We start from the raw sequence: 13,933 nt of genomic DNA, 5'->3' as shown, positions 1-13,933 counted from the left end.
ACAGACACGCGGATGTCGGAACAAGGAAGAGAGGCGGGGACGATGAGCGCATTGGGCGAATCGATCGCGCAACGCATGACCCTGGGGTATTTGTGCACCCATTACGGTCTTGTGGTTTCACCTCGTTTCTCCGAACCGGTCACCATAACCTCCATCGCGGATGATCTTGATTCCGTCCGGCCGGGCTCACTGCTGCTGCCCTTCGGTCAGGAGCTCGACGAGCATATGCTTTCCCAGGCCGAACGGCGGGGTGCATATGCGGTGCTGGCGCCGACTGCGCTCAGGGGGCCGCTTGAGTCTTCGGACATACCCGTCCTCTTCGGTGATCTGGATGCCAGGCAGATAGGTGAGCTTGCGGCGGACATAGCGGGGAAGCCATCGCAATCGCTTGCGTTGTTCGTGGTCAGTGGTGAGGATTCCTCCGCTTCGGTCAAGGTGCTGTCCGAATTCCTCCACGTCCTCGGCAATCCGGTTGGCGTGATCAGTGCGAAGGGATCCTATTCCCTGGATCGTCAACTTGATGTCTCCTACCCTCTCAGCGCGATTGACATCCAGCGTCTGCTGTCGGTATGCGTCGAGGATGGTGCGACCGCGGTTGCCATATGTGCCGATGACGGGACCCTGAAAGAGGATGCGCTGCACGCCGTAGAGGTCGATGTGCTGAGTTTCGCGCAGCAGCAGCGGCCGGGACGCGACGATCTGGCGATCATGGCCGACAGGGCCTCGCGCGTTTTCGGTTTCTCCAGGGGGGATCGCACCCACGTGGCGGCCAGGAGTGAGGATTCCGACGCCCTTGCGGTGCAATCGAATGTCTTCCAGGATGAGGATTCGACGAGAAGGTTGTCGTTGAGTATTGCCATGGTGATGGCTGCTGGAGTGAAGAAGAACAATATACGAAGCGCACTGCGCGTTTCAAGGGAGTTGTCTTAAGGTGCATTCGATGAATCAGGACGAGAATGTCGGCATGGTGCCAATGACCTTGCAGGAGATCGCCGAAGCGGTTCACGGCAGGTTGGTCGACGGCGATGGCCCTCATGCGGATTTGGGACAGGGCAGCGGGGATGGGTCCCCTCATATCCGGGCGGAAGCCACGAATGTGGTGAGTGATTCGCGTCAGCTCCGGGAAGGTTCCGTTTTCGTCGCCATAGCGGGTGAGCGGGTAGACGGACACGATTTCGTGCCCGGCATCGCTGCGAGCGGTGCGGTCGCGGCCATCGTCGAGCATGTGGTCGAGGGCTCCTCCGTCGCCCAGATCGTTGTGGAGAACAGCGTGCGGGCCCTCGGTCTGCTGGCCAGGCATAATCTGGACAAGCGACGTGAGATGGACCTGCCGTTGACGATTATCGGGATCACCGGTTCAGTCGGGAAGACCACGACCAAGGACCTGCTCTCCTCATTGTTGAGGCGTCTGGGTTCCACCATCGCTCCCGTCGGTTCCTTCAACAATGAGATAGGACTGCCCCTTACCGCGCTTGAAGTCAACGCATCGACCCGCTTCCTGGTCGCGGAGATGGGTGCATCCCATATCGGTGAGATCACGTACCTGACGAATATCGCCCCACCCGATATATCCATCGCGCTCAAGGTCGGTGTGGCGCATCTCGGTGAATTCGGATCGGTGGAGAATATCGCGAAGGCGAAAAGCGAGATCGTGCAGGGCCTGCTCCCCGGTGGCGTCGCCGTGCTCAACGCCAACGACCCCCGTGTGGCGCAGATGCGCAGATTCGCACCGGGCAGGGTGCTCTGGTTCGGTGAACAGGCCGGCTCAGGAGTCGACGTCTTCAACGAAGGGCAGGCGTTTGACATGACCGCCCAGGATATCCGTGTCGATGGTTTGGACCATCCTTCCTTCACCATGAGTGACGGAGCGGAGCATGTTCCCGTCACCCTGGGTATCAGTGGGGAGCACAATGTGATGAACGCATTGGCCGCTGCTGCCGTCGCGCACCATCTGGGTCTCCCGCTCGATGACATAGCGGCAGTGCTTGCCGATCAACGTCGTATCAGCCCTCATCGCATGGCCGTCTCCACCGTGGAGCGCAATGGCATCGCATTCACACTGATCGACGATTCCTTCAATGCGAATCCTGACTCGATGCGGGCAGGGTTGCGCGGTCTGAGCGCATGGGGCTCGTCCGGCGAAGACAAGCCATTCCGCGTCGCCGTGCTGGGAGCGATGTTGGAGCTTGGCGCTGATGAACTCGCCTTGCACCGTCAGATAGGCGAGCAGTGCGCCGATCTCTCCTTGGATGCCGTCGTCGCGGTCGGAGGCAATGAGGCCCTCGCTCCACTCGCCCAGGCTCTGGCCGATGGGGCGAAGGACGAGGCATCAAGACGCGGAGTCACCGGATCCACTCAGGACTTCAAAGTGTTGCTGGCTCAGGACGCGAAACAGGCGGATGACATGATTAGCTCACTGGGGCAGGAGCACCGCAACATGGTCGTACTGCTCAAAGGCTCCCATGTCTCAGGCTTGAGCGCCTTGGCCGAGCAATGGGAGAAACGCGAGTCACACAGTATGACCGCCGACGAACAGAATGGCGAGGTCCAGCGTTGATTTCACTGATCATAGGAATGGTGGTCTCCTTCATCGTCACCATCGTCGGTACGCCTCTGCTCATCCGTCTCGTCCATAAGCTCAATTACGGGCAGTACATCCGCCAGGATGGCCCGAAATCCCATCAGGTCAAGCGTGGCACGCCGATTATGGGCGGCGTCGTCATCAATCTGGCCATCGTGCTGGGCTGGGCTTCTTCGGCCATCTACCGCTACTGCTCACGCGGTGACGCACCATCATGGTCGGCCATGCTGGTGCTGTTCGCCATGCTTTCGATGGGTCTGCTCGGGTTCATCGACGATTTCGCGAAGGTGCGCAAAAAACAGAACCTCGGCCTTTCCGTCGGGGCCAAATTCGCCGGGCAGTTCGTACTGGCCACGATCTACGCATTGCTGTCGCTGATGGTGCCCACCAAATCGGGATTCCCGAGCGCGCAGGCAGGCATCGCCTTCATCGAAAAGCCCTTCCTCTCCTTCGATTTCGCCGGACGCCTGCTGGCGGCGGTGCTGTTCGTCCTGTGGGTCAATCTGCTGATGACCGCATGGTCGAATGCGGTGAACCTGACGGATGGCCTTGACGGGCTTGCGGCAGGCAGCTCGATGATCGCATTCGTCGGATACGGGCTGATCGCGTTCTGGGAGAGCTACCACATCAAGGGAGGGGATCACATCGGGTACTCCTACGCGGTGTCCGATCCCTTGGATCTGTCGATTATCGCGGTCTGCGCCGCGGTGGCCTGTTTCGGATTCCTCTGGTACAACACCAATCCCGCATCCATCTTCATGGGGGACACCGGGTCGCTGTCCTTGGGCGGTTTGTTCGCCGCGCTGTCCATCGCCACCCACACCGAAGTGCTTGCCGTGATCATCGGTGGTCTGTTCGTCATCGAAACACTCTCCGACGTGATTCAGGTCGGATTCTTCAAGATGACGCATAAGCGTGTTTTCAAAATGGCACCGATCCACCATCATTTCGAGCTCAAGGGATGGCATGAATCCAAAGTCGTCGTTCGTTTCTGGATGATCGAACTGCTGTTGGTACTGGTTGGTCTGGTCATATTCTATGGGGATTGGGTCGCACGTTCAGGTCTGATCGGATGATTCGGCGGGATTGAGGCATAGTGATGGATATCAGCAAAGCAACGGTTCTCGTAGCGGGTATGGGGGTTTCCGGACGGAGCGCGTGCGAGGTTCTGGCAGGTCGTGCGGCGCATGTGGTGACCGTTGACGAAGGAAAATCCGATGCCGATTACCACAGCTTCGCGGATGTGGATTTCCGGGGCATCGATCTGGTGATGAGCTCCCCGGTGTTCAACCCACGTACACCATTCATCGTTAAGGCGCAGAGCCTGGGTATCCCGGTGGTCAGCGAGGTCGAGCTCGGCTGGATGCTGCGCGTCCCCTCCGGTCAATCGCAGCAGCCCGCTCCTTGGATCGGTATCACCGGAACCAATGGCAAGACGTCGACGACGCAGATGGTTTCGGCGATGCTCACCGGCGCAGGGGAAACCGCACCGGCTGTGGGCAATATCGGCAAAGCCGTATCGCATGCGGCGGTGGATCCCTCGAACCAGACGCTCTGCGTCGAGCTCAGCTCATTTCAGCTGCATTTCACGCAGTCACTGAGCCTGGAGTGCGCCGCCATCACCAATCTCGCCGACGATCATTTGGATTGGCACGGCGGTTTCGCCAATTATGCGGCGGACAAAGCGAAGGTGTACAGGGGCGTTCAACGGGCCTTGGTATACAACGCGGACGATTCCAGGGTGAGTGAACTGGCGGCGGCCGCACATCCGGCGCCGGGCTGCAAGCGGGTCGGCTTCACGCTGGGAGCGCCACAGGCCGGGGAGATCGGCGTGCAGGACGGTTGGATCATTGACCGCAGCGGGTTGGACGCCACGGGAGATGACACCGCTGGAGATGACACCGCGGCGAGGTCCTTGGCGGCCGTAAGCGATTTCTCCCATCTGTGCGAGCCGGATGGAACCGTGTATCCGCATCTGCTGGCTGACGCTTTATGCGCCCTCGCATTGGTCCTCGGGCACGGCATAGCGGCCGACCGTGCGGTGGAGGCCTTAAAGGCCTTCAAACCGGGTGGGCACAGAATCCAGACCGTCGCAAGATACGATACGACGGTTGATGCCGATCAGCGCGGGATCGCACAGCAAACCGGGTCTGCACATGGCGGGAACGGACATCGGGGTGAATCCACGGATCGGCCCCAAGCGGACTCGTCGAATGTCATCCGTTTCGTCGATGACTCGAAGGCCACCAACGCCCATGCGGCAGGTGCCTCGTTATCGAGCTTTCCGCCCCACTCGGTCGTCTGGATCGCCGGTGGTCTGGCCAAAGGCGGGCATTTCGAGGATCTTCTGGCCTCGTATGCGGACAGGCTGTCCGCCGCGGTGATCATCGGCGTCGACCAGCGCCCGATGCTTGACGCCTTCGCGAGCAAAGCTCCTGACATACCACTTTCCATCATCGACCCTGAACCCAAGGAGAGCGTGATGCAACGCGCCGTTGATGCGGCCGGGACGCATGCCCATCCCGGCAGCGTGGTGCTGATGGCGCCTGCATGCGCGTCGATGGATCAATTCGTCTCCTATGCGGACAGGGGAGAGCAGTTCGCCGCACAGGCAAGGCTCTGGGTGGCACGTCGGCAGGCGGATCCTCATGGTCAGGAGTAAGTCGGACGGAAAACCACGGCGGACGCAGTCGGGTTTATCTCGACGGAAGCTTTCCACCGATACCGTCAGAAAGCCCAGAGGAGTCAAAGGTGTTCCGGACGCAGGCCCCGCACCGGCCACGAACCAGGACTACACGGGTTGGCGGAACATCCTCAACCCCGTCTGGTGCTATAACGGCTTTATCACCGCGGTGGGGGCCCTGACCGTATTCGGTCTGCTGATGGTCTTTTCGAGCTCCTCGGTGGATATGGTCGCCGACGGCGAATCACCATGGTCCCAGGTCGCCAGCCAAGCCCTGTATGGGGTGCTTGGCGTGGTGGTGGGGGTAATCGCCATGCATCTGCCCCTGATGCTTTACAAACGGGCGTCTTTCGCCTTCCTCGCCTTCGGATTCATGCTGCAGGCCCTCACCTTCACGCCTCTGGGCATCAGCGTGAACGGCAACTCGGGATGGATCGGCTTCGGCTCGATCAGTTTCCAACCCGCGGAGGTGCTGAAGCTGGCGCTGTGTCTGTGGTTGCCGGTGGCGCTGGAATCATCGCAGAAGAGGGCCAAGGATTCCGGGCCTCTGAAATCCTATGCGGTTCCCGCGGCGGGCTTCGCGATGGCCTTCCTGCTGGTCATGGCGGGCAAGGATCTGGGAACGGCCATGATCATCGTCTTGATCGGTGTGGTGGCCTTCCTGCTCGGGGGCTTCCCTCTCCGCTGGCTGCTGTCCATCGGTGTGGTCGGTGCGGTCGGCATCGTGGGCTTCTTCGTGCTCGGCAACCAGAACCGCATCAGCCGTATCCTCGCCGCATACAAACCCTGCACGGCATCCGACGTGCAAGGGGTGTGCTACCAGTCGATCCATGGTTTGTATGCGATGGCATCGGGCGGGTTGACAGGTGTCGGACTGGGCAACTCCCGTGAGAAATGGAATTATCTACCGGAAGCGCATAACGATTTCATCTTCGCCGTGATCGGCGAGGAACTGGGATTCATCGGTGCATGCATGGTCATACTGGCATTCGTGGTCATGGGATGGTGCCTCCTGCGTGTGGCATGGCTGTCACGTGACGGTTACGCCCGTATGGTCATGGTCGGCATCGCCGCATGGATCGTCAGCCAGGCCCTGATCAATATCTGCGTCGTGCTTGGCATACTGCCGGTTATGGGATTGCCCTTACCCTTCGTTTCGGCAGGAGGCACGGCCCTGATCATGTGCCTGATTTCGGCTGGTGTGGCTGCCAGAATGATGCGCAGCCTTCCCGAAATCAGAGGCGCCGTCGCGCAAGCCTGAGCTTCTTTGGCTTGTTGCGTCGCCATTAGTCGGGTGTAAGGGGATATGCTCAGAGGTATGGGAAATAGAGAAGAGCGGGTGCATGTCGTGTTGGCCGGTGGGGGTACGGCGGGACATGTCAATCCTTTGCTAAGTGTGGCGGATGCCATACGGGCCGAACGTCCTGATGCCTCGATCACCGTTGTAGGCACGGAATCCGGATTGGAGCACGATCTGGTTCCACAGGCCGGATATCGATTGGAAACGATTGAAAAGCTTCCTTTCCCCCGTTCCCTGAATGCGGCGACCTTCGCCTTCCCGGGAAAGTGGATGTCCGAGGTCCGTAAGGCCAAGGCCATTCTGGCGCGTCACCACGCGGATGTCGTGGTGGGTTTCGGGGGCTATGCCTCAGCTCCGGTCTACCGCGCGGCCAAGCGCATGCATATCCCGATCGTGATCCATGAGCAGAACGCCAAAGCCGGCATGGCGAACAAACTCGGCGCCAAATGGGCTGATTACATCGCAACGGTCTATGACAACACCGGGCTTGAAGCGCCTAAAGGCGTACGCATCGAGCGTGTGGGACTTCCACTGCGCCCGGTGATCGCCAGGTTGTGCAAGGATCTTGACACACCGAGGCTTGCGCGCGTGGAGGCGGCATCCGCCTTGGGTGTTGACCCGACCAGGCCGCTGATCCTCATCACGGGTGGTTCCTTGGGTGCGGCGAGCATCAATACCGCGGTTGCAGGGGCCTGCACCGAGCTGCTGAGCAGGGCCCAGGTGATTCATCTGACCGGTAAGGGCAAGATCCAGGATGTCAAACGCATCGTGAGTGAGCGCGCCGGTGCGGATGTGCTCAATGACCTGGGTCTGGAACATGTGGGGCATGGCGATTACCACGCGGTGGAGTACCTGCAGCGGATGGATCTGGCTTTCGCATGCGCGGATCTGACCATCTGCCGTGCCGGCGCGGGAACCGTGGCTGAACTGGCCGCTGTGGGAATGCCGGCCATCTACGTGCCACTGCCCTTCGGCAACGGGGAGCAGCGCTTCAACGCCCAGCCGGTCGTCGAGGCCGGTGGTGGGCTGCTGGTGGATGACGCCGATTTCACATCCTCGTGGGTCGCCGAACATGTTGTCTCCCTGATGGAGGATCAACAGGGTCTGCAACGGCTGGCCGATGCCGCGTGGAAGTTCGGAACGCGCGATGCCGCACAGATTATGGCCAAGCGGGTGCTTGCGCTCGCCGGCGGCGCGTCGATAATGGAGTAAATACCCTTTCTCAAGGAGTTGTCTGCTGTGTCGGAACACGAGTTGAAACACGTCCCTCATACTGATGCCGGAACGGATCGGACCGTAGCGGTCACCTCCGCCACCCTGGACCCGACGGTATACGCCTTCTCCGGATATTCCGGGGGTGTCGCGGGTCTTGGACACACGCATTTCATCGGCATCGGCGGAGCGGGAATGAGTGTGCTCGCCGAGATGCTGCACGAGGATCATGTTGATGTGGATGGTTCGGATGCACTGGCCGGACCGAAAACCGAGCGGCTGGCCTCATTGGGGATTCCCGTGCAGATCGGGCAGCAGGCGGAGCATGTGGCGCATGCCGATACGGTGGTCTGGTCCAGCGCCATCAAGGCCGAGAACCCCGAGCTGCGCGCCGCCCTTGACGGTGGCAAAAGACTGGTCCACCGAAGCGATATCCTCGCACTGCTGTTGTCGGAAAACACCGGCGTCACCGTGGCGGGAGCGCACGGCAAAACGACGACCAGCGCGTTGATCGCCCATATTCTTACGCATGCGGGCGAAGGTGAACTCGCCGATCCGAGCTATGCGGTGGGTGGCACCATACAAGGGCCGAATGGGTCGCTTGACGGCGGGCATGCAGGCACAGGACGTGTGCTGGTGGCAGAGGCCGACGAGTCTGACGGCAGCTTCCGCAAGTACCATCCCAGCATCGCCGTCATCACCAATGTCGAGGCGGATCATCTCGACCACTATGGTGATTCCGAGCATTTCCGCGCCGCATTTGTGGATCATGCCCACCACGCCACCGATCATGTGGTGCTCTGTGCCGATGATGAGGGGGCGCTGGCGGTGCTTCGTGCCATGGATGCTGAGGCGGCGAAGCATGCCGTCGCGTATTCCACCTCGGATCGTGAATCACTTGGTGACCTCAATGGCGCATATTTCGCGCGTATCCAGTCCGAAAGCGAGAGCGCCAGCAGTGGCGAGGAGCATTTCGTTCTCCGTCTTCCCGCCGCATTGCTCGGTACAGGGCAAGGCTCCGACGAGAGCGTCGAGATACCGGTGACCCTGGGTATTCCCGGGCTGCACAATGCCCGCAATGCCAGCGCGGCGATTATCGCATGCACCCTGCTCGGCATGAATCCTGTGAAGGCCGCCGAAGCGGCACGATCCTTCCTCGGCGCGGACAGGAGATTCCAACTCAGGGGAGTGGTCGAGGGTGTGAGCGTGGTGGATGACTACTCGCATCATCCGACGGAGATCGCCGCCCTGCTCGATGCGGCCAGAAGGCGCTATCCCGAATCCACACTGCGTGTGCTCTTCCAACCACATCTCTTCTCACGAACCCGTTTCTTCACCGAGGCTTTCGCCCAGGCGCTCGCCAAAGCCGATGATGTGATCGTCACCGGGATATTCCCCGCTCGGGAACGGCAACAGGACTTTCCGGATATCAATGCCTCCACGATCGTCAAGGCGGCGCGGCAATTGCCCCATGAGCCGGAGCAAGGCTGGATACAGGCGGTTGAGGATATGAACCAGGCTGGGGCGATGCTCGCGATGCGCGCCCACAGAGGCGATGTGCTGTTCACCGTCGGTGCGGGCGATGTCACCCAGGTGGTTCCGGTCATCCTGCACGCTTTGGAAGCGCATAGGCAGAGCCACGGTGCTCGGGGCAGCCAGCGATGACTCGCCGTATCGCCTCGAATGCGGACCACCCCCATGCAGGGGCTCAGGAGGATGACGCCCATATCGGGCGCAGAGCGGTAAGCAGCCAAGTCTCCGAGGTTTCGGAAGGTCTGGAGAGCCGGGACAAGGGCAAGGACTCCGTCGTCGGCAAGTCCGACGGACCGCAAGCTCCCGCAGGCAAGCGGAAAAAGGACGGCAAGGGGCGCAAGAAACGCTCCGCCGCCAGTGCTTCAGCCGGACGCATCGCCCGTTCGGCCTCCTCGAAAAAAGCGCGTCGAGACGTATCGAGTGAGGGTTCATCGAATGAAGGTGCATCCTCCGGGAGTGTACAGGCGGAAAGCGGGTCGTCAGCGGACGGTTTCGTGGATGCCAGGGTGATGCGGAGCAACGAGGATGTGGATTCCCGTCTCTCCCGCGATGGGGTATCGGGGGAGGGCGTATTCACCAGGCCCAAGGTGATTGATTTCGGGGCCCGTCTCAAGGAACGCCGCAAGGCGAATGCGCGTGTGGTGTTCAAACGTGCCGTGATCGCGGTGCTCTCGGTGGCCGTACTGCTTGCCTTGTTCTGGTTCCTGCTTTTTTCGCCGGTGTTCCTGTTGCAGGAATCGTCGATACGTGTGAGTGGAACGAATAACTGGGTGCCGGCCTCCAAAATCACGGCCATCGCGAAACGTCAGCTCGGCACCTCGCTGTTCCTCGTCTCCACAGGGGATATGGAGAAACAGATCGGGGAACTGCCCGGGGTGACTTCCGCCACGGTGAACAAGGAATTCCCCAAAGGCGTGAGCATTGTCGTCAACGCCCAGCGACCGGCGGCTGTGCTCAAGGATGCCAAGGGCGGGCTGACGGCCGTCGACAAGGAGGCACGTGTGCTCAATGCCGTCGGGGCTTCCGTCGATGGAATCCCTGTCATCAATGTCACCAGCGTTGGCAAGGGAACGGATGACGCGGCGGTGCAGCAGGCGCTGAAAGTGCTGGCCGTGCTGCCCGAATCTATGAGACAGCAGATCACGAAGGTCTCAGCCTCCACGCAGGACTCCATCACCACGGAAATCAGCAGCGGCAAATACACGATCGTATGGGGCGATTCATCGCAGATGGATCTGAAAAAAGCCGTCGTGGACAAAATCATCAATGATGCCAGCAAAATAGGCGATAAGCATCAGGTGGACGTTTCGGCGCCGCTGAGGCCGATCATCAAATAAGGTCGGGCCGTTTCAGCCACGACGTTGCCTGTGCCCTCTCCATCTCATCCGGTGGGCCTGTTATCGCTGTCCAGGATGATGGTCACCGGGCCGTCATTTTCCAGACCCACCAGCATATGAGCCCCGAATACGCCCTCGGCCACCGGAATGCCATATGCGCGCAGCTCGGCATTGAAAGCGTTCCAGATGGTGTCGGCATGCTCCGGGCGCCCGGCTTTGGTGAAACTCGGACGGTTGCCTTTTCTGGTATCGGCGTATAGCGTGAATTGCGAAACGGATAGCACGGATCCGTGTTCCTCGAGCACCGAGCGGTTCATCTTCCCCGCGGCATCTTCAAAAATGCGCATATGGGCGATTTTGTGCGCCATCCATTCGACTTCGGCATCGCCATCCGAATCCTGCACCCCGACGAGCAGCAGCAGGCCGGTGCCGATCCGCCGTGAATCCCCGTCTCCGCTTGGATCTGACATGTCATATGCCGGGGTATTCATTTGCTCGTGGGTGTCAGTGGCATTGTGGTTGCCAGTGTCATTGTTGGGGTCATTGGCGTTGTTGGCGTCATTGGCAGTGACATCGTCGGTTTCGGTGTCATCCACCACGGAAAGCTGTGCCCCGCGGACACGCTGCAACACGATTCTCATACGCTCAAGGGTATCCGCTTCGGAGGCAAGGCCTGCAATATCCTTCGGTATGGTCATATGCAGTGGGGGTGGGTATGCAGCGGGGTCGTGCGGCAGGATCATGAAGAAGCCCCATGTGGGAATTCTCATGCGGCAGCCGGCAGCCGCTATCATCGAAGCATGTCCATGTTCTTGACGGTGCTGACTGCCGCGTTGCTGACCTTGTTGCCGATTGTGAACCCTGTCGGGGCGCTGGCGACCTATGCCGGGTTGACGGCCGGTTATGATCGCAGCGAGATCCGCAGGCAGGCGATCCGCACCGGGATCAACGTCTTCGTCATTCTTTCCGTATTCGCCATCCTGGGCTCGCTGATTCTCAGGGTGTTCGGGCTGAGTCTGCCTGCTATTCAGATAGCGGGTGGCTTCGTCGTCGCCCATTCGGGGCTCGGTATGCTCAACCCGAAGAGTCCGCTCTCCAAAAAGGAGCATGAGCACGCCAAGGAGAAAGACGATATCTCCTTCACCCCGATGGCACTGCCACTGGTAGCCGGGCCTGGGGCGATCGGTCAGGTCATCGGCCTGGCTGCAAGGTATCCGGGCGTGGTGGCGCATGGGGCCCTGGTGGTGGCAATACTGGTCATCGCAATCTGCATCGCCGCATTGCTGCTGTGGGGCACGCCTCTGGTCGACAAGCTCGGGCCAACCGGTATCGGGGCCTTGATCCGTGTGATAGGTTTTCTGATCCTGTGCATCGGCGTCGAACTGATGATTCATGGAGTGGTGACGCTGCATCTGTGATCGGGGCCCAGGCCTGGCCGGATTCGGCATTCCACCGAGGTGATGCAGAGAATCGCTCAGAAGGATATGCCCATATGAGCGTAGATGCTGTGCTTGTCCGATGAAGGGATCCGCGTGGCATGAACCGTGCGTTCATAGAAGCCGGCGGCCTCATTCACCCCACCGATGACCGCATAGGCATAGCCTTCCTGCCTGAGGGAGAGCAGCGCATTGACGAGCAGTATGCGTCCCAAGCCCTTGCCGCGATGATCGTGATGTACGCCCGTGGGGCCGAAGAATCCTTTGGCGGTGGCGTTGAAGGCGCAGAAACCGACGATATGGTTGTCATACACAACCGCGTAGCTGTCCGATGGTGTGCTGTAGAGCGACCGTCGGGTTTCGGAGGCCCACATCGGACTGAACTCTTGCTCGGTGAATGATGCGACCTCATCGGCCAGAATGCCGGGTGTGCGGACGACGGAGTATCCGGCCTGGCCGGGTATGCTCTCCTGGATGCGCGCATCGAGCAGGGATTCGTCATAGAGATTCACCAGCATATCGAACATCGTTGCATTCGCCCCCATCACTCGGATAATGAAGCGATTATACGCTTCGGCGAATATGCACTGACGAGCGTCTGTTGGCGTCGAAACTCGGGGACAGCAAGGTGATGACGAGTTCATCGACCGCGGCCGCCGCCGCGAAGAGGCATAATCCCACAAGAATGAGAGTCCTGGGTCCGTTGGTGATGTGTTCCGGTGCGGCAATCAGTGAGGCTGCGATGATCAGCATCGGGGTGAAGAAGACCAGTATGCCGGTGATTTTGTTCAGAGTGCTGTGCACGAAGGGGATCAGCCGGTATTTGCGCCATCCGATGATAGCCGTGAGCGACTTGATGACGCATATGCAGGCGAGTGCGGCGATCAACCATACAGGCCAAAGCAGGTACGAGAGGAACAGCCAGATGCACACCAAGGTGAATACGGTGTCCGCGATGCTGTCATAACTCGCGCCGAAGGAGGAGGCGACATGCCAGCGGCGTGCCAACATCCCATCCAGTACATCGCTCAGCCCGGCCAAGACGTACACGATGATGAAGGCAACCGAGGGGAGAGGCAGAAAGGGGAGGGACAGGGTGCAGAGTATCCGCATGGTCGTGAGCATATGAGGAACCAGCATCGCAAGGCGTCGTCTGCCGCCGCTGATGGCTGCCTGCTCGTCGTCCTTGGATGGCATCTTCAACTCCCGGCCCGGTCTTCGTCAATCGGCATCACTGCTCGGATATACCTGTCGTCACTGCTTCTCAGCATAACCGCTAACAGCAACGATCTAACGGCCAGCCGCAGTCCTGCCGGCGGTATGGGCGCTGCATGGTGGATTGTCACGTTCCTGGGATAGGACGGGATGAAAGCGAGGTGATGATGGAAGGCAGACAACAATCCGATGCCGCAGGTGTTTCGGACTGGATGAAGCTGCTCGGATTCGCGGCTTCCGTGCTCTTGGGCATGGCCCTACCATTTTTCCTCGGAGTCGTTGTGGCATATCGGTTGCTCCCTTTCGGAGAGCTCAACTCCTGGGTCCACGGCTGGCGGGCGGTGCTGGGCATCTTGGGTGTTTTTCTGCTGTGGTTCTTCTGCACCCACATCACCGACCGCATGGCGACACTGCTGATCGACAAAGGCAGACACCCGCTGCCGCATGAATGCGTCGGAGAAGCCTTAAGCCTGCTCGTACTATTTGCACTGATGTCATCGCTTTTCACCGCCTGGGAAGCGGCGTTGTTATGCGCAGTGCTGACATCAATCCTCACCCTGTTATTCGGGCTGGCCATCAACAGGATATTGGACCGCACTGAACCTCACGGCGAATCACAGGATATTGCAAACTGAT

General features: G+C 60.1%; 13 protein-coding genes. 10 read left to right on the top strand and 3 right to left on the bottom strand.

Annotation, left to right across the window (positions count from 1 at the left end; genetic code table 11):
- The first annotated feature begins 12 nt into the window (after positions 1 to 12).
- The 8 genes from BPSY_RS09820 to BPSY_RS09785 all read left to right on the top strand — a co-directional run bounded on the left by BPSY_RS09820 (position 13) and on the right by BPSY_RS09785 (position 10,646).
- On the top strand, positions 13 to 930 hold the full coding sequence (locus BPSY_RS09820; RefSeq protein WP_238556849.1) for a UDP-N-acetylmuramyl peptide synthase: 918 nt from the start codon (positions 13 to 15) through the stop codon (positions 928 to 930).
- 34 nt (positions 931 to 964) lie between these two features.
- Positions 965 to 2,557 carry a UDP-N-acetylmuramoyl-tripeptide--D-alanyl-D-alanine ligase gene (locus BPSY_RS09815; RefSeq protein ID WP_051921966.1) on the top strand — a complete coding sequence of 531 codons (1,593 nt, stop codon included), beginning with the start codon at positions 965 to 967 and terminating at the stop codon, positions 2,555 to 2,557.
- Positions 2,554 to 3,657 carry a phospho-N-acetylmuramoyl-pentapeptide-transferase gene (gene mraY / locus BPSY_RS09810; RefSeq protein ID WP_033497428.1) on the top strand — a complete coding sequence of 368 codons (1,104 nt, stop codon included), beginning with the start codon at positions 2,554 to 2,556 and terminating at the stop codon, positions 3,655 to 3,657. The genes BPSY_RS09815 and mraY overlap by 4 nt, the downstream gene beginning before the upstream one ends.
- Before the next feature lie 23 nt (positions 3,658 to 3,680).
- Positions 3,681 to 5,243 carry a Mur ligase family protein gene (locus tag BPSY_RS09805; RefSeq protein WP_033497431.1) on the top strand — a complete coding sequence of 521 codons (1,563 nt, stop codon included), beginning with the start codon at positions 3,681 to 3,683 and terminating at the stop codon, positions 5,241 to 5,243.
- Positions 5,230 to 6,525 (top strand): peptidoglycan glycosyltransferase FtsW, encoded by a 1,296-nt coding sequence (locus tag BPSY_RS09800; protein WP_081884395.1) that lies wholly within the window; start codon positions 5,230 to 5,232, stop codon positions 6,523 to 6,525. Before BPSY_RS09805 ends, BPSY_RS09800 begins: the two co-directional genes overlap by 14 nt.
- Positions 6,526 to 6,582: 57 nt before the next feature.
- Positions 6,583 to 7,776, top strand: coding sequence for a UDP-N-acetylglucosamine--N-acetylmuramyl-(pentapeptide) pyrophosphoryl-undecaprenol N-acetylglucosamine transferase (locus BPSY_RS09795; RefSeq protein WP_033497433.1), 1,194 nt, complete (start codon positions 6,583 to 6,585; stop codon positions 7,774 to 7,776).
- Between the two features lie 105 nt (positions 7,777 to 7,881).
- The gene (gene murC / locus BPSY_RS09790; RefSeq protein ID WP_033497492.1) at positions 7,882 to 9,441 is read left to right on the top strand and encodes a UDP-N-acetylmuramate--L-alanine ligase; all 1,560 of its coding nucleotides are present in this window, start codon (positions 7,882 to 7,884) and stop codon (positions 9,439 to 9,441) included.
- Complete coding sequence (locus BPSY_RS09785) at positions 9,438 to 10,646, top strand: cell division protein FtsQ/DivIB (protein ID WP_081884394.1); 1,209 nt, start codon at positions 9,438 to 9,440, stop codon at positions 10,644 to 10,646. Before murC ends, BPSY_RS09785 begins: the two co-directional genes overlap by 4 nt.
- Before the next feature lie 44 nt (positions 10,647 to 10,690).
- Here BPSY_RS09785 and dtd read toward each other — a convergent pair whose 3' ends face one another.
- Positions 10,691 to 11,287, bottom strand: coding sequence for a D-aminoacyl-tRNA deacylase (gene dtd / locus BPSY_RS09780; protein ID WP_081884430.1), 597 nt, complete (start codon positions 11,285 to 11,287; stop codon positions 10,691 to 10,693).
- A gap of 159 nt (positions 11,288 to 11,446) precedes the next feature.
- On the opposite strand from dtd, the gene BPSY_RS09775 reads away from it, so the two are divergent.
- Positions 11,447 to 12,064: a MarC family protein gene (locus BPSY_RS09775; RefSeq protein WP_033497435.1), complete on the top strand. Its 618-nt coding sequence runs from the start codon at positions 11,447 to 11,449 to the stop codon at positions 12,062 to 12,064.
- A 56-nt stretch (positions 12,065 to 12,120) separates the two neighbouring features.
- Here BPSY_RS09775 and BPSY_RS09770 read toward each other — a convergent pair whose 3' ends face one another.
- The gene (locus BPSY_RS09770; protein ID WP_033497496.1) at positions 12,121 to 12,609 is read right to left on the bottom strand and encodes a GNAT family N-acetyltransferase; all 489 of its coding nucleotides are present in this window, start codon (positions 12,607 to 12,609) and stop codon (positions 12,121 to 12,123) included.
- Positions 12,610 to 12,646: 37 nt separating this feature from the next.
- Complete coding sequence (locus BPSY_RS11195) at positions 12,647 to 13,279, bottom strand: CDP-alcohol phosphatidyltransferase family protein (protein WP_051921908.1); 633 nt, start codon at positions 13,277 to 13,279, stop codon at positions 12,647 to 12,649.
- A 230-nt stretch (positions 13,280 to 13,509) separates the two neighbouring features.
- Between BPSY_RS11195 and BPSY_RS09760 the strand changes: the two genes are divergently transcribed.
- Positions 13,510 to 13,932 (top strand): hypothetical protein, encoded by a 423-nt coding sequence (locus BPSY_RS09760; RefSeq protein WP_152596825.1) that lies wholly within the window; start codon positions 13,510 to 13,512, stop codon positions 13,930 to 13,932.
- Position 13,933 lies beyond the last annotated feature (1 nt).

Source organism: Bifidobacterium psychraerophilum (genome assembly GCF_000741705.1).
GTDB lineage: Bacteria > Actinomycetota > Actinomycetes > Actinomycetales > Bifidobacteriaceae > Bombiscardovia > Bombiscardovia psychraerophila.
Note: the sequence above shows the minus strand (reverse complement) of the source record. Positions and strands in the feature narration are given on the sequence as shown.

Coding starts and splice junctions, on each gene's coding strand:
- BPSY_RS09820 (WP_238556849.1), top strand. CDS start 13: ATGTCGGAACAAGGAAGAGAGGCGGGGACGATGAGCGCATTGGGCGAA.
- BPSY_RS09815 (WP_051921966.1), top strand. CDS start 965: ATGGTGCCAATGACCTTGCAGGAGATCGCCGAAGCGGTTCACGGCAGG.
- BPSY_RS09805 (WP_033497431.1), top strand. CDS start 3,681: ATGGATATCAGCAAAGCAACGGTTCTCGTAGCGGGTATGGGGGTTTCC.
- BPSY_RS09800 (WP_081884395.1), top strand. CDS start 5,230: ATGGTCAGGAGTAAGTCGGACGGAAAACCACGGCGGACGCAGTCGGGT.
- BPSY_RS09795 (WP_033497433.1), top strand. CDS start 6,583: ATGGGAAATAGAGAAGAGCGGGTGCATGTCGTGTTGGCCGGTGGGGGT.
- BPSY_RS09785 (WP_081884394.1), top strand. CDS start 9,438: ATGACTCGCCGTATCGCCTCGAATGCGGACCACCCCCATGCAGGGGCT.
- dtd (WP_081884430.1), bottom strand. CDS start 11,287: ATGAGAATCGTGTTGCAGCGTGTCCGCGGGGCACAGCTTTCCGTGGTG.
- BPSY_RS09775 (WP_033497435.1), top strand. CDS start 11,447: ATGTCCATGTTCTTGACGGTGCTGACTGCCGCGTTGCTGACCTTGTTG.
- BPSY_RS09770 (WP_033497496.1), bottom strand. CDS start 12,609: ATGTTCGATATGCTGGTGAATCTCTATGACGAATCCCTGCTCGATGCG.
- BPSY_RS11195 (WP_051921908.1), bottom strand. CDS start 13,279: ATGCCATCCAAGGACGACGAGCAGGCAGCCATCAGCGGCGGCAGACGA.
- BPSY_RS09760 (WP_152596825.1), top strand. CDS start 13,510: ATGAAGCTGCTCGGATTCGCGGCTTCCGTGCTCTTGGGCATGGCCCTA.